This is a genomic window from Fontibacillus forbon, assembly GCF_046559655.1.
In the GTDB taxonomy this organism is placed as follows: Bacteria; Bacillota; Bacilli; order Paenibacillales; family Paenibacillaceae; genus Fontibacillus.
The window spans coordinates 57,218-78,574 of record NZ_JBKGFV010000001.1; the positions used below are offsets into that span (position 1 = coordinate 57,218).

At 47.1% G+C, this 21,357-nt stretch carries 18 protein-coding genes; 15 read left to right on the plus strand and 3 right to left on the minus strand.

Annotation, left to right across the window (positions count from 1 at the left end; genetic code table 11):
- The first annotated feature begins 107 nt into the window (after positions 1-107).
- Both ACLB09_RS00215 and ACLB09_RS00220 read left to right on the plus strand, forming a co-directional pair.
- On the plus strand, positions 108-1,085 hold the full coding sequence (locus tag ACLB09_RS00215; protein ID WP_410767732.1) for a formylglycine-generating enzyme family protein: 978 nt from the start codon (positions 108-110) through the stop codon (positions 1,083-1,085).
- Positions 1,086-1,230: 145 nt separating this feature from the next.
- Positions 1,231-2,475, plus strand: a complete 1,245-nt coding sequence (locus ACLB09_RS00220; RefSeq protein WP_410767733.1) for an anaerobic sulfatase maturase — start codon at positions 1,231-1,233, stop codon at positions 2,473-2,475.
- Positions 2,476-2,657: 182 nt separating this feature from the next.
- On the opposite strand, the gene ACLB09_RS00225 is transcribed toward ACLB09_RS00220, so the two are convergent.
- On the minus strand, positions 2,658-4,076 hold the full coding sequence (locus ACLB09_RS00225; RefSeq protein WP_410767734.1) for a family 43 glycosylhydrolase: 1,419 nt from the start codon (positions 4,074-4,076) through the stop codon (positions 2,658-2,660).
- 323 nt (positions 4,077-4,399) lie between these two features.
- Here ACLB09_RS00225 and ACLB09_RS00230 point away from each other — a divergent pair, with 323 nt between their 5' ends.
- Entirely contained in the window at positions 4,400-5,926 is a 1,527-nt protein-coding gene (locus ACLB09_RS00230) for a carboxylesterase/lipase family protein (RefSeq protein ID WP_410767735.1), read from the plus strand.
- Here ACLB09_RS00230 and ACLB09_RS00235 read toward each other — a convergent pair.
- Positions 5,907-6,680, minus strand: coding sequence for a helix-turn-helix domain-containing protein (locus ACLB09_RS00235; RefSeq protein ID WP_410767736.1), 774 nt, complete (start codon positions 6,678-6,680; stop codon positions 5,907-5,909). The two genes, ACLB09_RS00230 and ACLB09_RS00235, sit on opposite strands and share 20 nt — an antisense overlap.
- A gap of 184 nt (positions 6,681-6,864) precedes the next feature.
- On the opposite strand from ACLB09_RS00235, the gene ACLB09_RS00240 reads away from it, so the two are divergent.
- The 10 genes from ACLB09_RS00240 (at position 6,865) to ACLB09_RS00285 (ending at position 18,380) form a co-directional block, all read left to right on the plus strand.
- Positions 6,865-8,430: a PucR family transcriptional regulator gene (locus ACLB09_RS00240; RefSeq protein ID WP_410767737.1), complete on the plus strand. Its 1,566-nt coding sequence runs from the start codon at positions 6,865-6,867 to the stop codon at positions 8,428-8,430.
- 140 nt (positions 8,431-8,570) lie between these two features.
- Positions 8,571-9,839, plus strand: a complete 1,269-nt coding sequence (locus tag ACLB09_RS00245; RefSeq protein ID WP_410767738.1) for a cytosine permease — start codon at positions 8,571-8,573, stop codon at positions 9,837-9,839.
- Positions 9,836-10,939, plus strand: coding sequence for a DUF917 domain-containing protein (locus ACLB09_RS00250; RefSeq protein WP_410767740.1), 1,104 nt, complete (start codon positions 9,836-9,838; stop codon positions 10,937-10,939). The genes ACLB09_RS00245 and ACLB09_RS00250 overlap by 4 nt, the downstream gene beginning before the upstream one ends.
- Positions 10,932-12,485: a hydantoinase/oxoprolinase N-terminal domain-containing protein gene (locus ACLB09_RS00255; protein WP_410767741.1), complete on the plus strand. Its 1,554-nt coding sequence runs from the start codon at positions 10,932-10,934 to the stop codon at positions 12,483-12,485. The genes ACLB09_RS00250 and ACLB09_RS00255 overlap by 8 nt, the downstream gene beginning before the upstream one ends.
- Before the next feature lie 211 nt (positions 12,486-12,696).
- Positions 12,697-13,395, plus strand: coding sequence for an RNA polymerase sporulation sigma factor SigK (gene sigK, locus ACLB09_RS00260; protein WP_410767742.1), 699 nt, complete (start codon positions 12,697-12,699; stop codon positions 13,393-13,395).
- A 187-nt stretch (positions 13,396-13,582) separates the two neighbouring features.
- Positions 13,583-14,101 carry a hypothetical protein gene (locus ACLB09_RS00265; RefSeq protein ID WP_410767743.1) on the plus strand — a complete coding sequence of 173 codons (519 nt, stop codon included), beginning with the start codon at positions 13,583-13,585 and terminating at the stop codon, positions 14,099-14,101.
- Positions 14,102-14,344: 243 nt separating this feature from the next.
- The gene (locus ACLB09_RS00270) at positions 14,345-14,677 is read left to right on the plus strand and encodes a hypothetical protein (RefSeq protein WP_410767744.1); all 333 of its coding nucleotides are present in this window, start codon (positions 14,345-14,347) and stop codon (positions 14,675-14,677) included.
- Positions 14,671-15,816 (plus strand): ABC transporter substrate-binding protein, encoded by a 1,146-nt coding sequence (locus ACLB09_RS00275; protein WP_410767745.1) that lies wholly within the window; start codon positions 14,671-14,673, stop codon positions 15,814-15,816. Before ACLB09_RS00270 ends, ACLB09_RS00275 begins: the two co-directional genes overlap by 7 nt.
- A 307-nt stretch (positions 15,817-16,123) precedes the next feature.
- Positions 16,124-17,245, plus strand: coding sequence for an extracellular solute-binding protein (locus ACLB09_RS00280; protein WP_410767746.1), 1,122 nt, complete (start codon positions 16,124-16,126; stop codon positions 17,243-17,245).
- Positions 17,246-17,507: 262 nt separating this feature from the next.
- Positions 17,508-18,380 carry a YitT family protein gene (locus ACLB09_RS00285; protein WP_410767747.1) on the plus strand — a complete coding sequence of 291 codons (873 nt, stop codon included), beginning with the start codon at positions 17,508-17,510 and terminating at the stop codon, positions 18,378-18,380.
- 56 nt (positions 18,381-18,436) lie between these two features.
- On the opposite strand, the gene ACLB09_RS00290 is transcribed toward ACLB09_RS00285, so the two are convergent.
- Complete coding sequence (locus tag ACLB09_RS00290) at positions 18,437-19,291, minus strand: SDR family NAD(P)-dependent oxidoreductase (RefSeq protein ID WP_410767748.1); 855 nt, start codon at positions 19,289-19,291, stop codon at positions 18,437-18,439.
- A 172-nt stretch (positions 19,292-19,463) separates the two neighbouring features.
- On the opposite strand from ACLB09_RS00290, the gene ACLB09_RS00295 reads away from it, so the two are divergent.
- Complete coding sequence (locus ACLB09_RS00295; RefSeq protein WP_410767749.1) at positions 19,464-19,943, plus strand: MerR family transcriptional regulator; 480 nt, start codon at positions 19,464-19,466, stop codon at positions 19,941-19,943.
- A 237-nt stretch (positions 19,944-20,180) separates the two neighbouring features.
- Positions 20,181-21,149 carry a LacI family DNA-binding transcriptional regulator gene (locus tag ACLB09_RS00300; RefSeq protein ID WP_410767750.1) on the plus strand — a complete coding sequence of 323 codons (969 nt, stop codon included), beginning with the start codon at positions 20,181-20,183 and terminating at the stop codon, positions 21,147-21,149.
- Positions 21,150-21,357 lie beyond the last annotated feature (208 nt).

The window sequence follows — 21,357 nt, forward strand, 5'->3', positions numbered from 1 at the left end:
GCAAATGGTTCCCGGGACAACCTTTTTGTGTAGTTAAAAACTTAATTCCATTTTGATAAAAAGTGTTATAATGAAGACAACCCCAACCTCAGATTGGAGATATAAACATGACAGAGAAATTAAAAGCTTGCTGCTCGGCCAGTCGCCATCATGTCAAGAGTAAAGCTCCTCTCGAGGGATATAGGGAGAACATACCCGTTCAAAGATTAGATGAGAAGAGGGATGCCTCGGGTATGGTCCGGATCCAGGGAGGAAGTTTTTTGATGGGAACGGACGACAAGGAAGGATTCCCGTCGGATGGAGAAGGACCGGTTAGGGAAGTGACAGTCTCTCCTTTCTTATTGGACGAAACCGCGGTGACCAACGAGATGTTCGCTTCTTTTGTAGAGGATACCCATTACGTCACGGATGCGGAACGGTTCGGCTGGTCGTACGTGTTTCACGCTTTCGTTTCCGAGGAGACGGGCAAGAAGGTGACCCAAGTAGCCGCCCAAACCCCTTGGTGGTGGGTGGTAGAGGGGGCGAGCTGGCGTCACCCGGAAGGGCCGGACTCCCACGTGAAAGAGAGGCTGGACCATCCGGTTGTCCATACGTCGTGGCAGGATGCCGATTCCTATTGCCGCTGGGCCGGCAAGCGTCTTCCGAGTGAAGCGGAGTGGGAATTTGCCGCCCGGGGGGGCCTCGTTCAAAAACGATATCCTTGGGGGGACGAATTAAAACCGGGCGGAGAGCACCTGTGCAATATTTGGCAGGGAAAGTTCCCCGATAAAAATCATGCCAGCGACGGTTATGCCGGTACGGCACCCGTAAGATCCTATCAGCCCAACGGATACGGCCTTTACAACATGTCGGGAAACGTATGGGAATGGTGCGAGGATTGGTTTACGCCGGCCTACCACCTGTCTTCCGAATCGGTGAATCCGAGAGGTCCGGCAACCGGCATGGCAAAGTCGATGCGCGGAGGATCTTATTTATGCCATAAATCTTATTGCAACCGTTATCGGGTAGCGGCCAGAAGCAAGAATACGCCGGACAGTTCCACGGGAAATATCGGCTTCCGGTGTGCAGCAGATCTTATAATATGAGGTCGCTTCGAAATGAAATCAGCAACCGAGCTGCGGGAACGCATTCAATATTGGCGTTCGGTCCTGGTTCAGGAGCTAAATCATATCGGTCAGGGGAAATAAGCCAAAAGTTTGAAAGCGAATGCAACGGAGGAGCGATGGTTCGATGAGCGCATGCATACAAACTTCCAGTCCGCAACACCTTCACGTGATGTGGAAAACCGTTTCGGAGGACTGCAACCTGGCCTGTGATTATTGCTATTACAGCACGGCCGGAGGACAACCTCATCAACCGGTCCGGGTGATGGATCCGGATCTTCTGGACCGGTTTATCTCCCAGTATATGGAGAGATCATCCGGCCAGGCTACCTTTTCCTGGCAGGGAGGGGAGCCGCTATTGGCCGGGCTTCCTTATTTCCAACAAGCGATCATGGCCCAGGCTAAATATGCGCCGCCGCATACGACGATAAGCAATGCGCTGCAGACGAACGGGACGCTTATTAACGAGGACTGGGCTTCTTTTTTCAAGCGTTATAACTTTCTGATCGGGATCAGTCTGGACGGTCCGGACCATATCCATAATACCCACCGCACAACCGGATCCGGGAAAGGCAGCTTTGATCTGGTGATGCGCGGAGTGCGTCATTTGCAGCAAGCGGGTGTGGATTACAATATTTTGACGGTGATCCATGAAGATAACGTGACGAAGCCGGATGAATTGATGGCCTTTTACAAAGAGCAAGAGTTTTCATATATTCAGTTTATTCCTTGCATGGATTTCGTTTCGCAACAGAGCGGCATGCCGGGAGTCTTTCGAATCACGCCTGAACAGTACGGGGCGTTTTTGTGTCGTACATTCGACTTGTGGTACAACGACGGAAAGCCGGAGTTGTCCATACGCATGTTTGAAAATATGGTTCTTGAATTTATGAATCGTCAAGCGGAGCTGTGCGTGCACAGCCCGTCCTGTCCGAAGATGATGGTGCTTGAGACGAACGGCGATGCCTATCCTTGCGATTTCTTTATTGACGATGAACACCGGTTGGGAAATATCGGCCGGACCGATCTGGGGGAGTTGCTTGAAAGCCCGGTATATGATGACTTCTTGCGGATGAAGCCAAAGATGAACGAAGCGTGCCGCCATTGTGAATATCTCAGGTTTTGTCATGGGGGATGCCCCCGCAACCGGAATTGGCTGGATGTTAACGATCGTGCCGAGGTGGATTATTTTTGCCAAAGCTACAAAATGTTCTACGCCCATGCTTATGAAAGAATGGTTGCGCTTTCGAACCGGCTTAGAGCGGAACAGATGCAAGAATACAGAAAAAGCGGCCTTCCGCTTCCGGGCCGGAACGCCCCCTGTCTTTGCGGGAGCGGGAAAAAGTTCAAGAACTGCTGTCAGCAGCCATAAGAGCGCAAGCAGAGGTTGTGTCGGCGCCAAGATCTTCAGTAGAACAGGAGAAGAACATCCTCAATTAACTTAATAAGTTCTTCTGCAAACGCACGAACGGCAGCCGGATTCAAAATCCGGCTGCCGTTGCTTTTTTGGAAGCGCCACGCATAACAAAAAGCATCCCGGCCGCTATAGCCCGGTTATTCCAAAGTGAATGAGGCCAGACTTGCGTTGCCAATCCCCTTATAAGTGAAGTAGAAGGCATGAACTCCGTCCGGAATGGCGATATCGGCCTCATACGTCGTCCATACATTCGTGAAATCCACCGGAATCGAGCCAAGCGGCGGACCATCCCATGCCGTCTTGACCTCGAAGCTTCCTCGGGCATACCCACGGACTTTGATTTTTACTCGATGTACCCCTTCGCACTGGAAATACTTGAACCCCGCTGTTGCGGAATCCTGCATATTGGCGATATAACCGACTTCCTCGTCTCCGTCTTTCCCGTCTTGCGTGATCTTCGGGAATCGGCCGTCCATCCAGGCGCCATGCGAGCCTGTATACCGCTCATCTGCAGCCGCCGTAAACAGATGGCAGGCCAGATAAGCCGGATACTCGCCACGCCCTTCCAGCAGGCCGCCATTCGGTCCGCTCGTTGTGATCTCCACTTGCGGTATGGTTCCGTCTTCCAGGATAGTGATCGGTTCGATACAGCCTTGCCGGCTGAAACTCGTACCGTTTGTATGCCGGTGATAGAAGATGTACCATTGTCCGCCCGTCTCCACCATACCGCCATGATTGTTTCCCCCATAGAACATAGGCTTGTCCGCCGGTTTATAGGTATCGATATGCAGATCATTGTTGCTGACGATGACGCCGCGGTACTCAAAACCACTCGTTGGATAAAGACTGGTCGCATAGCACAACTCGTGCATGACGATCGAAGAATAGACGAAATAGTACGTATCTCCGTGCTTTCGAATGGAAGGCGCCTCGAAGAATTCATGCCCTTCGAAGCCGGTTCCTTTGCCGTACGGTTCGCTGGGAGCAACGAATACCGGATCTTCGGTGATGGTGAGCATATCCGGTCCGAGTACTGTAGCCATCGCGCCATGCCGCGACCGGTCGCCAATCGCACAGAACCCGGTATACAGATAAGTGAGATCTCCTTCCGTCAAGACGCCCGGGTCGAATTGCGGTTCGTCTCCCACCCGTTCGCCTAAACGCGTACCGTCGGCATACCGCACATAACCGTAGAACTCATACTTGCCGGCCGGGGTGTCACTTACGGCGACCGAGACGACGGACACCTTGTCCAGAACATAGTACAGGTAATAACGTCCGTCCGGGCCGCGGGTGACATCGGGGGCATAAAGACACATATGGCCGTCCGGATTGAGCGGATCATCCGTTTTCTTATATATCACGCCTTCGTACCGCCAGTCCCCCAAATTGTCCGCTGGTGCCGACCAACAAACATAATCGTTCAGACAAAATACATGTCCGTTAAAACGATCATGCGATCCGTATACGTAGACTCTGTCCTCAAAAACATGCGGTTCCCCATCAGGGATGTATTCCCATGACGGCAGATAAGGGTTAACTCCTTGTAGCTTCATCCGGTATCAACTCCCAATTATACTATTAAGCTGCAATGATATCGTATTACTTGTTTCATTTTTGCTTTCGCGTGAATCGTAACGTCGAAAGGAATAAATGTCAACAAAATATTTTTAGATAAGAGTAGGAAAGATCAAGTTTAATATTGCGAGTGAAAATAGAATAAACGTTATTAATAAATAGACTTATATCATTATTGAATTTAATCAATATTAGAATAAATCAATTACAAGTGAGGATGCATCATTGTTTTCAGCAGGGGCGCATTTTATAATTTTCTGAATCGCCGGGAACGGCCGGAAAAGAATAGGAGGCGTTGGTTATGCTTCGAGTCGCAAAAGTCGAAAATGGGATGGTTCAGGGACTGCCGGCAGCGGATCCCCGGATTACAAGCTTTAAGGGGATTCCGTTTGCCGCTCCGCCGGTAGGAAAGAACCGATGGCGTGCCCCCCAGCCGGCGGAAAATTGGGAAGGCGTGCTTAAAGCATATGAATTCGCACCGATTTCCTTGCAGGTAAGACAAGAGATTGACGATAACAACATTTATACCCGGGAGTGGGCCGTAGAACCGGATATCGCGATGGATGAGGATTGCTTGTATCTTAACGTGTGGACGCCGGCCAATAGCGTCGATGAGAAGCTGCCGGTGTATGTCTGGTATTTCGGCGGCGGGCTCCAGGTCGGACATACGGCGGAGATGGAGTTTGACGGCGAACGTATCGCACGAAGAGGAATCGTCGTGGTAACGATCAATTACCGTTTGAACGTATTCGGTTTTTTAGCCCACCCTGAAATCACGGCGGAAGCGCCGGACGCACCGGCTAACTTCGGCCATCTCGATCAGCAGGCGGCTACCAGATGGGTCAAGCGCAATATTGAGGCATTTGGCGGGGACCCGGACAATATAACGATCGGCGGACAGTCGGCGGGGGGCTGGAGTGTCTTGAGCCAGCTTGCATCTCCTCAGAACGAAGGTCTCTTTCAGCGAGCCATTGTTCAAAGCGGAGTATTTACGTCCCTTTATCCTAATAAAGGCATGCCTAATTTTTGGACAGAGTTGGGCGAAGCGGAACGGGCGGGCGTCACATTTTTTGAATATCTCGGCGTCTCCTCGCTTGAGGAAGCGCGGCGGCTGGATGGAACCTATCTGCGGGACAAAGCGGTGGAATACCAGGGCTTCTGGGGAACCGTGGGAGACGGGGGATTTAACGTTGGCAACCCGTTTGATTGCTTCCTGCAAAATAAACGCTGGATGGTGCCGGTCATGTTCGGCCATACCTCCTCCGAGTTTTTCAGCGTCCCGAATGTCGAAACGCAGGGTGAGCTCGAGAAGATGGCCGCAGATATGTTCGGCAACGAAGCCGAAGAATTCCTGAAATTGTGCGGCGGTCAGTCAGTCGACATTGAGGAGGCCAAGAAGAGAGCCTCGGTGAGCGGCATCGAGTATGCCATCCGCTTAGCCGCACAGGCTAATGCCGATAGCGGCGCCAACACTCCGTTGTATTATTATAATTTCGATGCGGACATCCCAGGCTGGGATAACCCCGGTACTTTCCATTCCGTGGATCTCTGGTTTTTCTTTGAGACACTCGCCAAATGCTGGAGGCCGTTCGTCGGCAAACATTATGATTTGGCTCGCCAAATGTGCAATTACTGGGCACACTTCATTGCTTCCGGAGACCCGAACGGAAAGGATTCTACCGGGGAGGAGCTTCCTAGATGGAACCCCCTCACGCCCGAAACTCCGTACGGAATGCTGTTTGCGGACCGGGCCGAATATCTCGAAGAGGAACCGGGCGAAATGATGAAGTTTCTTGTACAGCAATATTTTAAGAAAAAGCACTGTTAAGCTTCTGGAAATTTCTTGGCGTGTGGCCCGTGATTTGTTTGAACTGCCTGCTGAAGTGTTCGACATTTTGGTATCCGCAACGGGAAGAAATTTCGGCAATCGATTGCGTGTTATGAATCAAGTATTCTTTGGCTATGCGGATACGGTGGTTGATAACGTCATCCATGCAGGAAACGCCGAAGGTTTTCTTGTAAATGTTCTGTAAATAGCCTGTACTGATCTGAAGGTATTCCGCCATTTTCGAGACCGACCAGTCATCGCCGGGATGGTTCTGAATCGCGGTCCGCAGCCTCAATAGATTGTGGTATTGCGGCGTTAGCTCGCCGTCGTGGAAATAGGATTCAAGCAGCTTGTTGAACAGCGTACGGAGCAAGCAGTCGAGAGAAGAATGTTTATAGTCCCGCTGATTGTTGTGTTCGATGACCAGCAATTCAAACAGCTTGCCGCAATATTCCGGATCGATCAAGGCGAAAGGTACACCTGTCGGCAGCGGTGATTCCGTTATGTAAGGCTCGTTGGTCTCGAAGCGAATCCAATCATTGACGAACTGGTCGGCGCTGGAACGGTAATAGACTTTTTGGTTCGGACGGTAGATGACGGCGCAATGAGCGGGATACGTCTTGAGCTCCCCGTCGACCCAGAATTGAGCCGGGGTTTTGGTGAGAACAAGCAGCCAGTGATAGCCCACCGGCACGTCGACCACAAAATTACCGGCGTGTGACGTATTGCTTTCAACATAATGAATCGTCGTCAAACGTACCCCTCCTTCTTAGGCTGCCATCATTATATCATAGCTCGAAATCGGGAAATCTATGGATAAGGCAGCCTTTTTTTAATCGATTGGCTTTTCATCCCCATTCACTTTAAAATTTAGGAATAGCTTCAACAATCCGTGAACAAGAAAAAGTGGTGAACAACATGGGGTAACCGTTAAAGATATGCTGCAATTGCCTTCATTTAGAGGAGCCAAGGTGCTGACCGGAAGGAGCAGCCTGCATCGCATCGTCTCCTCCTTATCCGTATTGGAGGTGTCGAACGCCGATTTTTCTTCCAAAATCGTTCAAACCGTTCAGGAGGAATGGTATGCGGAAGAGATTGTAATCAGTTCCTTATACACGATTAAGGACAGCGTGGAGAAACAGTGCGAGACGATCCAGTACTTGATTGATCTCGGCGAAGTGGGACTGATTCTGTATTATGTAGGAATCATCGTTCCGAAAATCCCGGCGGAAGTGTTGCAAATAGCCGAATCGCATAATTTTATCATCATCTGCATGCCCGAGAACGATATCTCGCTTCGTTATAATGAAGTGATTTATGAAGTGATGGAAGCGATTGTGCTCGACAACCAGACGATCAATGATAATTTTGTTAATGAAACGCTGGAGAAAGTATCGTTCCTGCCGGAGCATTCGCGCAGTGTGGAAATTATGCTGAAATTGTTGTCCGACCGGCTGAAAGCCAATCTCGTACTGACGAATACGCAGTTGGACATTGCCAATCAAGTCATGTGGCCGCGCAACTCGACCTTGGACGTGGTGAGCCTTATTCGGGAATACGCGCCTCATTATATTGACGGCCGGGCACGGGGAGAGAACAACGATCCCGCTTGTTTTATCGGTCATCAAATCATTCGCCAGAAGAATGGAGAGGCGCTGTACCTGTTTGTCATTAAAGAAAATGCGAAGCTGCCGGTAAAGACCATCGATAAGATCGGCGAGGTCGTGCAAGTGGCCGTCAATCTTTGGGGAGACAAGCATAACGAGGTCAGCGAATACGCTCTGGTCAAAGCGATCCTCAACGATGAGAGCGAGAAGATGCGGAGGCTCGCCCATCTGCTTCATATCGACGTTGCGGCGGTTCAGATGATGTGGCTCGTCTACTTTGAGGATTTATCGGAGGAAAAAGACATCCGGGAGGACCTTGCGGAACATCTCTCCAAATATTATCAAACGGCCGTCATCCAGACGATCGACTACTGCATTGTTGTTCTGTTGGGCAACGGTTCGTACAAATCCAATGAAATCGAAATTGCCGAAGAGTATATGGAGACGACGAGCTATTTGTCTTCGATATCCGAAATGGTATACGCGCCAAGGATGAGAAACACGACGGACGTGCGGCGGATGTATCAGCTTGTGAATCAGGTCAGGAAGCAGATCCATCTCATTTATCATGAGCGAAAATGGTTTACGGCGGCGGAAATTCGCTCCATGAAGCGGGCCGTGGATTTGAGCGTTCAGGGCGAGGAGGTTGTGGAGGAGTGGATGTCCGTGATTGCTCCTGTACTGGAGGATCCGGAATCTGTCAGAACCTTGATGACGTTCCTGCTGGATGCGAAGGGGAGCTTTGATGCATGCAGCCAACTCCTGTTCGTTCACAAAAATACAGTAAAATACCGCGTCAAAAAAATCAGCGAGCTGCTGGGATACGATATCACGAAGAATTCCGAATTTTACGATGTGTACCTGGCTTGCATGATCTACCGGTTAATAAACAGCTAAACCTGCTAAATCCGAGTCTTTGTCCAAACGACAAAAATTCGGATTTTTATTTTTATTTCCGAAAAAGACGGCCCTTCCCGGTTCTTTTACAATAAGAACAATAGTTTTTAGTTATCGATCAAGATTGGGGGACAGAAGTTATGGGCAATAAAGAGAAAACTCAGTCTTGGTTCACACTGGGGATCGTTTGGGCCGGAGCCATGATCAGTATACCGGGTCTTTTGGTAGGGAACACGCTGATCACAGGAATGAGCTTATCCAAGACATTAACAGTTGCGTTGATCGGGTATGGCATTATCGTTGCTATCATGATTTTACAGGGAATCCAAAGCACGGATCTAGGCAAGACCACCGTTCAAGTGGCGAGTCAGGTATTCGGTAAAAAAGGATCACGTACCATTCTTTCCATCATTCTGACCATTGCCTGTCTTGGCTGGTTTGGGATTCAGGCCAATGTGTGCGGGGCGGCGCTGGCGAATTTGTTAGCGGAGCTTAATATCGCGATGCCTGTTCCTGTAGCTTCCTTAATCAGCGGCCTGGTCATGGTTGTATCTGCCATGTACGGAATAAAAGTGTTGCGTGTTCTAAGCTATGTTGCCGTTCCGCTGCTGGTCGTCCTTTGCGTCTATGGTCTGATTCAGGCGTTAAACGGAGAAACTGTGCAGCTTATTTCAAGCTACAGGCCCGAGCAGAAGATGGGCTTTATGGACGGTCTTGCGGTAACGATGGGTTCTTTTGCGCTCGGCGCGGTCATTGCCGGTGATTATTCGCAATTTTCCGGGAAGCGTTCCGATGTGTGGAAAGCGGCGATCTTCGGAATTATTCCGGCAGGCGTCCTTATGATCAGTGTAGGGGCCGTTCTAACACTGGCCTACCAAACGAATGATGTTACGGCTGTCTTTTTGAATATCGCTACTCCGTTTATCGGCGGTGTCGTTCTTATACTGGCGGCATGGAAGACCAATATGGTAAATGCTATTTCGGGCGGCTTCGCCTTAATCAATGTCTTTAACGTATCCAAGGAAAAGGAAAAATGGGCCGTAGGGGTTGCCGGGCTGATCGGAACCGTGCTGGCGGTCATCGGCATATTGGATTACTTCACACCTGTGATGTCTATCTTGTCGGCGATGGTCCCACCGGTTGCGGGTGTAATGATTGCATCGTACTGGGTGATGAACAAGGGAGATAAGCACAGTTGGAAGGAGACGGAGGGTGTGAATCGCTTGGGCGTCTATTCCTGGCTCGTCGGTTCGGTCATCGCTTGTACTCCCGTCATTTTGTCCTTATTCCCGGGCTTGCCTCAAGTATCCAATCAACCCTTGCTCGGCATTGTCATTTCATTTGTCCTGTATATCGCGGGCTATCGTTTAACGGCTTCAAAAACTGTCCTATTGGAGGAAAATCAATGAGATATCTAGATAAAGCTGCTATTGAAAATATTGCAATCGGAGCCGCATTCCTGGGAACGGGCGGCGGCGGAGACCCTTATATCGGCAAACTGATGGCCATCTCCGCCATTGAGAAGAACGGGCCGGTCAAATTGGTTTCGGTCGACGAAATCGGCAACGAAGACTTTTTTATTCCGGCGGCCATGATGGGTGCGCCTTCCGTATCAACGGAGAAATTTCCGAACGGAAGCGAGTTTGTGAAGGTGTTTCAAAAGCTGGCCCAGTACTTGGGCAAAGATAAAATTGCAGGCACCTACCCGATGGAAGCGGGCGGCGTCAATTCCATGATTCCGATCGTCGTTGCAGCGCAGCTTGGTTTGCCGCTGGTCGATTGCGACGGCATGGGCAGAGCCTTTCCCGAGCTTCAGATGGTGACGTTCAACCTGGACGGCATTTCGGCAACACCGATGGCGATTACAGATGAAAAGGGAAACATCGGCATTTTCGAAACGATCGATAACAAATGGACGGAACGCTTAGCTCGTGTAGCCACGGTCGAAATGGGGGCCAGCGCTTTGGTTAGCTTGTACCCGACGACAGGGGCTCAAATGAAGAAAAGCGGGGTTCATCATATCGTTACCTTGTCCGAACAAATCGGGGAGATTATTTCCTCGAAACATCGGGATGCGAAGGAGAAACTGCAAGAACTGTTAAGCTTGGTATCCGGCTATGAGTTGTTCCAGGGGAAAATCGTCGATGTGATCCGGGAAACCAAGGGAGGCTTCAACCTCGGCAAAATGAATCTGGAAGGCATCGAAGCCCATAAAGGCGGCAACATGCAGGTTCATTTTCAAAATGAAAATCTCGTTGCGGAACGGGACGGTCAGGTAGTTGGGATGACCCCGGACTTGCTTTGCCTGGTAGATTATGAAACACTGCTGCCCGTGACGACCGAGAGCTTGAAATACGGCAAACGCGTGCGGGTGATCGGGCTCCCTGCCCATGAAAAATGGAGAACGGACAAGGGAATTCAAACCGCGGGGCCGAGATACTTTGGATACGATTACGATTATGTTCCGATTGAAGAATTGGTAAAAAAGGCGGTGGCTGATCATGTATAGAATCGGGATCGATGTGGGTGGAACGAATACGGACGCCATAATTTTGGATGAGCGGCATCAATTGATTCACGCCGTGAAATCTCCAACCAGTCTGGACATCAAGACAGGGATTGAAACCTCATTGCGGAATTTGCTACAGGAATCGAATATCGATAAAACCTTAATTACGCATGCCATGCTCGGCACTACGCAATGCACCAACGCGATCGTGGAACGCAAAAAGCTGGCGAAGGTCGGCGTCATTCGTTTGGGCTATCCCGCAACGGCTTCCGTCGTTCCGTACACGGCTTGGCCGGAGGACATGGTCGAGAAGCTGTCGGGGAATTACGCTTTGGTTCGGGGCGGCTATGAATACGACGGACAAGTTCTCGGTGAGGTCGATGAGGATGAAATCCGGGCGCTTTTGGAAGAATGGCGGGAAAAGGTTGAATCCATCGCGGTTATCGGCGTATTCTCTTCCATTAAGAATGACCAAGAGCTGAGTGTCCGTGATCTTGTTCATGAGGTATATGGAGAGGAGTTTCCGGTTTCCTGCTCTTCCCTGATCGGTTCGGTCGGTCTCATTGAACGTGAAAATGCGACGATCTTGAATGCGGCGTTATGCAAGGTGATTGAGACGACGACACAAGGGTTTATCCATGCGTTGGAAGAAGAAGGAATTACGGATGCGGCCGTGTATTTATGTCAGAACGACGGTACCTTAATGTCCATCGACTATGCAAAGCAATTTCCGATCCTCACGATTGCCTGCGGACCTACGAACAGTATCCGCGGTGCCTCTTATTTGGCGCAGATCAAAGATACGATGGTGCTTGACGTCGGTGGAACGACTTCGGATATCGGGGTGCTGCAGGACGGATTCCCGAGAGAGTCGTCGGTTGCGGTCGAAGTCGGGGATATCCGAACCAACTTCAGAATGCCGGACATTATCTCCGTCGGACTCGGCGGTGGAAGCATTGTTCGCGTGGCTGACAACGGTAAGATCACGGTTGGACCTGATAGCGTAGGGTACAAGATTAGCGAAGAAGCACTTGTGTTTGGAGGAAGTACACTAACGGCCACGGACATCGCCGTCCGGCTGGGACTTGCTGATGTAGGGGATAAGAGTTTGGTGTCCCACATCGAAGAAGACTTCGCCAGAGCTGCGCAAGCCGAAATTTCGGCCATCGTCGAGCAAGCGATCGATAAAATGAAGACATCGTCCGATGACATTCAGCTCGTTCTCGTCGGCGGGGGCAGCATCATTATCCCGGATTCCATTCGCGGGGTAGCGAGCATGATCAAACCGGAAAACGGCAGTGTGGCTAATGCGATCGGCGCCTCGATCGCCCAAATCAGCGGGCAATACGAGCAGATCTATATTTATTCGCGGGAACCGCGCGAGGCTTCGTTGAAGGATGCCGAGGAAAAGGCGGTACAACAAGCCGTCTTGGCCGGAGCGGACCCAGGTACGATCGAATTGGTCGAAGTGGAGGAAACTCCGCTCGCTTATCATCCGGAGAATGCGACAAGATTAAGGGTCAAAGTCGTAGGTTTGATGAAATAACCGTTTGTCCTTTATTTTGTAATACCGGCGAGAATTAAGGTGTAAAACCATGGAAGGCTCCTCCGGAATGATTTCCGTGGGGCTTTTATTTTTGAGCAGAGCATTTCATTTTCCCCCGTACAGGCACAGATAGGCTCCTACCCACATACAATTGAAGTGACCCGGAAGGAATGCTTAGGTTGCTCTAGTGATTCAGCAGGAGGTGTCTTCTATGCCCGGATTGTTTACAGCCATTGCTTTATTCATCAAACAGCTGACTCTGCTCGTATCTTATGTGAAAAACAATGCGTTTCCCCAGCCTTTGACGGAAGAGGAGGAAACGAAGCATTTGCAGCGGATGGCCGAGGGTGACGCGGTGTCCCGCAATTTGCTTATCGAACATAACCTGCGGCTGGTGGCTCATATCGTCAAGAAATTCGACAACACCGGCGAGGACCTCGAAGACCTGATCTCGATCGGAACGATCGGACTGATCAAAGCGATTGAGAGCTTTCGTCCGAACAAAGGCACGAAGCTGGCCACATTTGCGGCCCGTTGTATCGAGAACGAGATTCTGATGCACTTGCGCAGCTTAAAGAAGACCCGTAAGGACGTATCGCTTCACGATCCGATCGGAATGGACAAAGAAGGAAATGAGATTACGCTGATAGATATTCTGGGTACGGAAGCGGACGATGTCGTGGATCGGGTCCAGCTCAAAATGGAGAAGAGCAAGATTTACCGGAACCTCGACATTTTGGATGAGCGGGAACAGGAAGTTATTAAGGGCAGATTCGGGCTGGAACATGGGGGAGAAGAACGGACCCAGCGCGAAATCGCCAAGGAGCTCGGCATCAGCCGGAGTTATGTGTCGCGGATAGAGAAAAGAGCGCTTATGAAGCTGTATCATGAGTTTTATAAGAAGAAATAGTTTTATACAAAGATTAATTATAGTTTCTACGAGCAGATTGATGAGAATCGGTCTGCTTTTTTATTTTGTGAATGTAATACCCTCGCCTGCAATATTGTTTGTTTTCATTAATTAGGTGCTTATTGAATAAAAAGGAATTCCATGTATCTTACAGAATAATTAAATAAAAAACAAAAGGAGCTTATAAATGAGTGAATTTAGTGAAAGTTATCATTTGAAAGCTGACAATCCACAAATAGTAGTAGGTCTTATTAAAGCATCAAACAATAAGGGTTATGTATTTCCGGAGAAGAATGGATGGGTTACTTTTGTATTGAAAGGACAGGCTTTTGATATTGATGAAAAAATAATTTCACTTAATCCAGGTGTCCTGATTCATTATATTTATGCTGAGGATCATGGATGGGATCTGAGGATATTTAAGAAGTCCGAAATCGAATTTGAGTATAGTTGTAATTGGACTGAAGAAATTCATTTTGAAAAGAGTCATTTTAATCTAACTTTCCTTAATGAACTAATAATTTCGCAGGGAAATACAACCGATGGAATCGAATCGCTGTTTGATGTAAATGAAGACATCTTTGATTTAGAAGAACCCCCTGCATATGTAATAGCACAGAAACTTGGATTAACTTACTATGAATGGTTGTCAGAAGATTATATTGACTTGATCGATACAGATGAAACTATATTAGTTGTTGATTAATCAAAAAAAGGGCAAGTGAAGGAGCATAACAGTCACATGTCATGCATGAACTGTAATGCTCCTTTTTGGTAAACACAGAAGTCTTGCCAACTTGATCCGCCGAGACTAGTGTGTTACTAAGATCGATTGTGAATTAAGTCACTTAGTTAAATGCTCATTCGTGAAAAAATACATAAATATGAATTTGCAATTAAGTATTGAATATGTTGCATGATTATCGATTTCAAAAAGGGGGGATTCCGTTTGCGCAAGTTCAATTTAATATCTTTGCTGCTTATAGGTTCACTTATTATTGGAATGACAGGTTGTACAAGCTTGCCGGAGCCTAACGTTTCAAAGTTGAAGGTGATGAATCGCGACAATGAAAAAAGATACTTTAATGATAAATACGGTGACATGTTCCATGCCCAGTACGGTTCGATTAAGATTGAGCTTGTCAGGCCCAAAAGTATGAAGCTTGAGAAGACTGCTTCGAACTATGTGCAAGCTCTGCAACAGTCAATCGAACAAGAACAACTGGATGTTCTTCAGCTAAGTATTTATGACTATAAACGGTTATCGCAGGTTTTTTGTTAGATCTTGAACCGCTAGTAGTTCGGGATCACTACAATATCGACACGATTTATCCTTCAATCACCAGCTTTCTCAGGGAGCAAGGGGGTGGGAAGTTGTATGGTTTTGCGCCTACATTTCAGCGACAAGTCATTTTTTACAATATGGATCTGTTCGATCAATATGGAATTGAGCCGCCGCACGACGGGATGACTTGGCAAGAACTTATCGACTTAGCAGGGCGATTTCCTAACGGTGGAGATGAGCAATCCAGGATATACGGCGGATTCATGAGTTTTGGGTTAAACAAAGAACACCCTCTAGATGAGCTAGGTGTGAGGATCGGTTTATCTATGGGATTAAAGGCAGTAAACCTTGATACAATGCAAGTTACAATGGATACAGAAGGTTGGAAGCAAGCGTACGAACAAGCTCAAGTGGCGTTATCAGCGAATGCCCTGCATAAGGGAGGATTTAACGCGGATGAAGATTTCAATGAACAGCAACCTTTTGTTATGGGGCGGCAAGCAATGTTGATCGCTGATGAACCTAGCTGGGCATATAGTGTACTTGACTATATAGAAAGTGGTAAATCAGGGGTTAAACCCTTTAGGGTAGGGATGGTGGTAGGTCCAGCGGATCCGTCTAACCGAGAAATTACAAGAGATCTGAATTTGAATAATGACTATGTATATGCGATTCGTGCTAACTCCTCCAATGTAGATGCTGCATGGGAATTGTTGAAGTTTATGCAGGGCGATGAGGTTGCAGGCAAATTGGCGAGAAGGCCTGACAATGGAATACCTTCACGAATGGGTCAAACAAGCGGTTATTATGGGATTAACCTAGATGGATTCTATCACTTAACCTCCGTGCCGCCGAGTAATTACTATGATGATCCTAATGATAATATTATTACGGATGAATTCAAAGAAAAATATGGGGAGATTACGTATCGTGAATTGATCCAAGTAGAGGAGTCTCGAAAATCCCTGGATGAAGCGCTGCATATGATTCAACGAGACGCGCAAGCTGCCCTTGATGAAGCAGTCCTTGCTAGGAAAGTTAGTGGAGAAGATGGGGGGGGAGAGCCGGACGAAGGCATGGCAACGGAAGACATGACCATTAATTGGGATGATTTTAAGACAGTACCTTTTAAATGATTATGCTGCATGTTGAGCAGAGAAAGGAGTCGATGATGAACAAAACATGGTTGCAAGTACTTTCGATGCTTGTTATTAGTTGCCTAATAGTAGTAGGTTGTACAAGTGAATCTAAGGGTCCGATTGAACAAAAGGAGAATCCAGAGACGATTACGCTTAAGGTTATCTATCATGATTCGGAATTATTCTACAAGCAATATGGAGATTGGTTCACCACGCTTAATAACCATATCCAATTTGAAGTCATCAGTGATGCAGACATTTACATAGATATGGGTGATAGAACAAAGAATGAGGTGTATGCAGAGTGTTTATCCGTGAAGAACAGCCGGATATCTTGATTCTGGATGCTCCTCAGTTTAAAAATCAAATTAACGATGGAATACTGGCTGAACTTGATTCGCTTAGTACCAGAGATAAGTATAATCTGGATGGGTTTGTTCCTGGTTTAGTTGATCAGTTTCGTGAACTGGGCGGTGGTGGATTGTATGGGCTTACTCCGTCATTCTCAAGCAAGGCGATATTTTATAACAAGGACCTGTTCAAGAAAAATAACATAGAATTACCACCTGATGGAATGAGTTGGTACGACATCATTGATCTTGCCCGTCGTTTTCCTACGGAAGGGGATAAACGGACACGAGTTTACGGATATATCGGTGGAGATGTGTATGAAGCCCCTATGGATCTAGTTACACTGATTGATAAGATGAGCCAGGCTGAAGGATTGTCGATCGTTAACACAGATAAGATGCAGGTGGCCATAGATACAGATGCGTGGAAGAAAGTGATTCAGACCGCTATCAAGGCAGACCAATCGGGAGCTATTTTTAATGCTATGGATGAATTATTCACTAGTGGAACGATTGAGGAGTTTTATAATAGCCAACAATTTCTCATGGGGCGTTCTGCTATGCATATTGGATCTGTAAGGTCGCTGGCACTTATGGATCATTTTAAGAATGATTTGAACGATTATGTACCCTTTGAACTGGGTATTGCCGCTGGACCCGTCGATCCCCTTGATCCTACATCCACGTATGTAACTCCAGGCGATATATTCGCTATTAATATAGCATCAGTCAATAAAGATGCAGCATGGGAATTTATTAAGTATGTGTGTGGTGAAGAGTATGCTCGTGCTAGCTCCGAATCTAATGAATTGTTGTTAGGTCAGCAACTGTTATTAAGTCGATCAGGATATATGTCCGATTATGAAGGAATCAGTTTAGAGCCGTTCTATCAATTAAGATCAAAATTGCCAAGACGTAGTGACGATTGGTACAAGCTACCTGATCAATTCTTCAACGATTTTGCTACGATATTAAGTCGAGAACTAGAACTTGTGAAAAAAGGACAAAAAAACCTTGATGAAGCAATAGCAACAGTAAAGTCCGAAGCGCAAACGCTGCTTGATCAATCTGTATGATTTTCCCCTCACGATTAACGTTGCGTGATATCGGAAATCTACGCGAACTGAGAAGTGGGCGCTCATGAAGCTGCTTGACCTGCCTTGGTGCAGGTCTTTTTCTTTTTTAGCTGATGTCAGCCATCACATTCGTTCAGAGAGATGGTGGTCTCTTTAGCTTCCTATTTGCCTTCGTAGTGATAATTATTATAGACTGGTTTTTATCAGCTTTATTTAAGCGATCTTTATGTAGAGGTTCATTAATTCTGAAAGGGGAAGTTAGATGGATAAAAAGAGTAAGCAAAACTCAAGGATTCTAAGAATATTATCAAGAGGATTATTGATCATTATAGGAGCTTTTATAGCAGCGTATGGCCTGGAATCCGTGTTAATACCCAATAATGTGTCGGATGGTGGTGTGACAGGCCTAAGTATCGTCGGTTCAGAGCTGTTTGGATTACCATTAGGGCTGCTAATTGCCGTAATTAATATTCCTTTTGTCTGGCTGGGTTATAAACAAATTGGTAAAAGCTTCGCCCTCTATTCCATTCTCGGTATTGCCTCACTAGCGGTCGGCACGGTTCTTATGCACCATGTACCGACCATTATTGAGGGGGATACCCTATTAGTTACCGTTGTTGGCGGAATTATCATCGGTTTCGGGATGGGTTTGGCATTGAGAAATGGCGGAGCGCTGGATGGGATCGACATGTTAGCTGTATTGCTGTCACGGAAGCTCCCTTTTGGGACAAGTGACTTAATTCTATTCTTGAATGCTTTTGTGTTCGTTGTTGTCTCGACCGTATTTGGATTACAGGGGGCTATACTTTCGGCACTCGCTTATTTTATCGCATCCAAAGTGATACATATTGTTGAAGAAGGCTTGAGCGGGTCGAAGACCTTCAAGATCATTACCAATCAACCCGAAAAAATGGTGGAAACGATTCGCGACCGGTTAGGACGCAGTTCAACCTATACGGATGCTTACGGCGGCTATTCCAATGAACAATACAAAGAAATTACCTGCGTCATTAACCGTCTGGAAGACAGCAAGATCAAACAAATTATTCATGAACTCGACCCGAATGCGTTTGTGGTCGTGTATGATGTAGCCGAGGTTAAAGGCGGCAGTTTCAGAAAGAAAAATATACACTAATCATCTAAATGACGCGTTGGCGGAGAAGATAAGGATCTTTCGCCAGGGCGTTATTTTTATTCGGAACGGAGAAATTCCTGTTCATAAATCGCTTGAATTCTGTCCAATACATTCCGCGCATGGTCTATAAATTTTAATTCCACAACCTGACCTTTCACCAAATACACGCCGGTCTTATTCCGGTGTTCCCCGAGTGCTCCCTCATACAGTCTGTCAGCGCCGCGAGTAGGAGGTGGGAAAAATAGCTTCATTAATATGCCAACCGGGAAGGGCAATCCGGATGTTTTCCCTTTTCTTAGCGTATTGTTGCCGCCGGGGTCAACGCTGCGGATCTGGATACCGTCCTTGGCAAGTTGCGGCGCGATGGCGTGAGTCCAGAGAGAAAGAGCCAGCTTTGAGGTGGCGTAAGGGCCAATCAGCTTGCGGAAGGTTTTGGGACGTTCCAGGATATCGATCGAAAAATCTTTCGTAAATTTTTGTGCGGAGGATGAGGTGTTGATTACTTTTTTTAAACTGCCGCTGTTTAGGAGTTCTTTCAACTCCATCAGAATAATATACGGAACGACCGTCAACAGCTCATAATGCTTCTCGCGTCCTTGTTTCGAATAGCTTAGCTCGGGAAAGGATCCTCCGGCGTTATTGAACAAAATATCGATCCGACGCTCCTTGCTTTTGATTTCTTCCAAAGTACGTTTCAGGCTGGCATAGTCGGCAAGATCCTCTGTTTTATAAATCCGCAGCGCTCCCTTCTTGATTGCGTTTTGGATGCTCAGATCGTCCTCGTGAAAACCGGAACGGTTCAATGCAATCACTTGCCAGTCTTCCGACAGCAATTTCCGGGTTAATTCCAAACCGATCCCGGCGTTGGCGCCTGTAATCAATGCGGTATGTTCTCGCGGGTTTATATTCATTATGCATTTCCTCCTGTTTCGGAATATTTATTTGATAGAGCAAAGTCTATAACTTGAAGTCGACTCCAAGTCAAGGCGCGAAAACAAAGTTTTTTCCTAAGAGTAAGAGACTTGACTTGGAGCCAGCTCCAAGATATATAATGCACAAAACGCAATCTACGGAGGGGGCAAAATGAAGGAAAAGCAAACCTTTACGATAAAACAAACCGCCGAGCAAACCGGAATGACTGAGGATACGATCCGTTATTACGAAAAGATCGCGCTCTTGCCCCGTGCAGAGCGGAAGGACAACGGGCACCGCATCTATCGACAGGAGAGCATCGATACGATCAGACTGATCGCATGCCTGAAAAAAACGGGGATGCCGCTAGAGGAAATGCGGCCTTTTTTGACGGTCTCCGTCGATACCGATCCTGCGGAATATCCCGAGCTAGTGGAGCTCTTAAAGAGCCACCGGGAGAATATTGTCAGCCAAATCGCTTCGCTGCAGCAGGTCGTCGATTTTATCGACATGAAGCTGGTAGAAGGGAAATACCGCCGGGATTGTTCGGATGAAGGTCTGGAGATTTCAATAGAGAAAAGAATCGGAACCATAACCCGTCTCACAAGCGAGATGAATTACTTTTCCATGTCGGCCAGAGGGGGCAAGTGACAAAGAAGTAATGAGGTATCTATACCATAGATCGAAACCGGTGTAATATAACATAACTTAATGTTGGACCGAGCCATGCTCGGTCTTTATTTTGTTCAAGAATCCCTCCCCTGCAACCAAGACTACCTGTTTTATGAAGACTACTTGATCCATATTTTGAAACGTTTCCAAAATAATTATTGAAACGTTTCCAGTTTGATGATATTATATGGTTCATAAGAGAGTTGGGGGGGTTACATGACAAGCATTAAAGATGTAGCTAACTTAGCTGGCGTTGCTGTGGGTACCGTGTCCAGAGTCATTAACAATTCTGGCGCTGTAAAACCCAATACACGCAGAAAAGTGGAAGAAGCTATACAAGAACTGAATTATATTCCTAATGAAGTAGCTCGAAATTTTAAGATGCAGAAATCCAAAATGGTTGCTTTATTGCTCCCAAGTATCTGGAATCCTTTCTTCTCTGAATTGGCTTATTACATTGAGGATGAATTGGACCGTGAAGGCTTCAAGCTTATGCTATGTAATAGCGGCGGCAAACCCGAAAAGGAACTATATTATCTGGATATGCTTCGGCAAAACAAAGTGGCTGGTATTGTCGGCATAACTTACAATGATATCGAGAATAATGTTAGCAACGATATTCCGATCGTAAGTATCGACAGACACTTTAACAAGAAAATCACCTGCGTGACTTCGGATAATTACGAGGGAGGACGTCTAGCTTTAAGGGAACTTGTTAAGGCAGGAGCCCGGAAACCAGCTTTTATGGGCAGCGTTACTTCCGTCTTCAGTGAAACCATGAACCGGAAAAAAGGGTTCATTGATGAAGCACAAACTTTGGGAATCGATGTTGTGGTCTACGAGAAACCGGACCCCATTGTGGATGAAAATGCCTATCTTAACGAGTTTCTAAATGAGCATGGCGATGTGGATGGCATTTTTGCTATTACGGATATGTTGGCCGCCAGCTATATAGAAAGAGCACGCAAGCAGGGCATTCGTGTTCCAGAGGATGTAAAGGTCATTGGTTATGACGGCATTCAGGATCATCCTTATTTTCATCCTATCTTATCAACGATTAGGCAGCCGGTGGAAGAGATGGCACGCATGACGATCAGACTGCTTTATAACAAGATCGAGGGTAAACCTTTAGAACAACAAGTGTACCGTATCCCCGTCATTTTTAAGCAAGGCGAAACTACATGATCCCCTTTTGGCAGGAAAAACATCAGTTCATCCAGTATGGACTTACCAACTGAAGTTTTTCTGTTCAGAATTGGAAACGTTTCAAGTGAAAATCAACTCTTATAAATATTTGAAAAACATCAGCTCCTTCGGTTGATTTATGATATAGATCTTTTTTCTTAAATTAATTGGAAACGTTTCATTTCAAAAAAGCTGATTACTTTACATT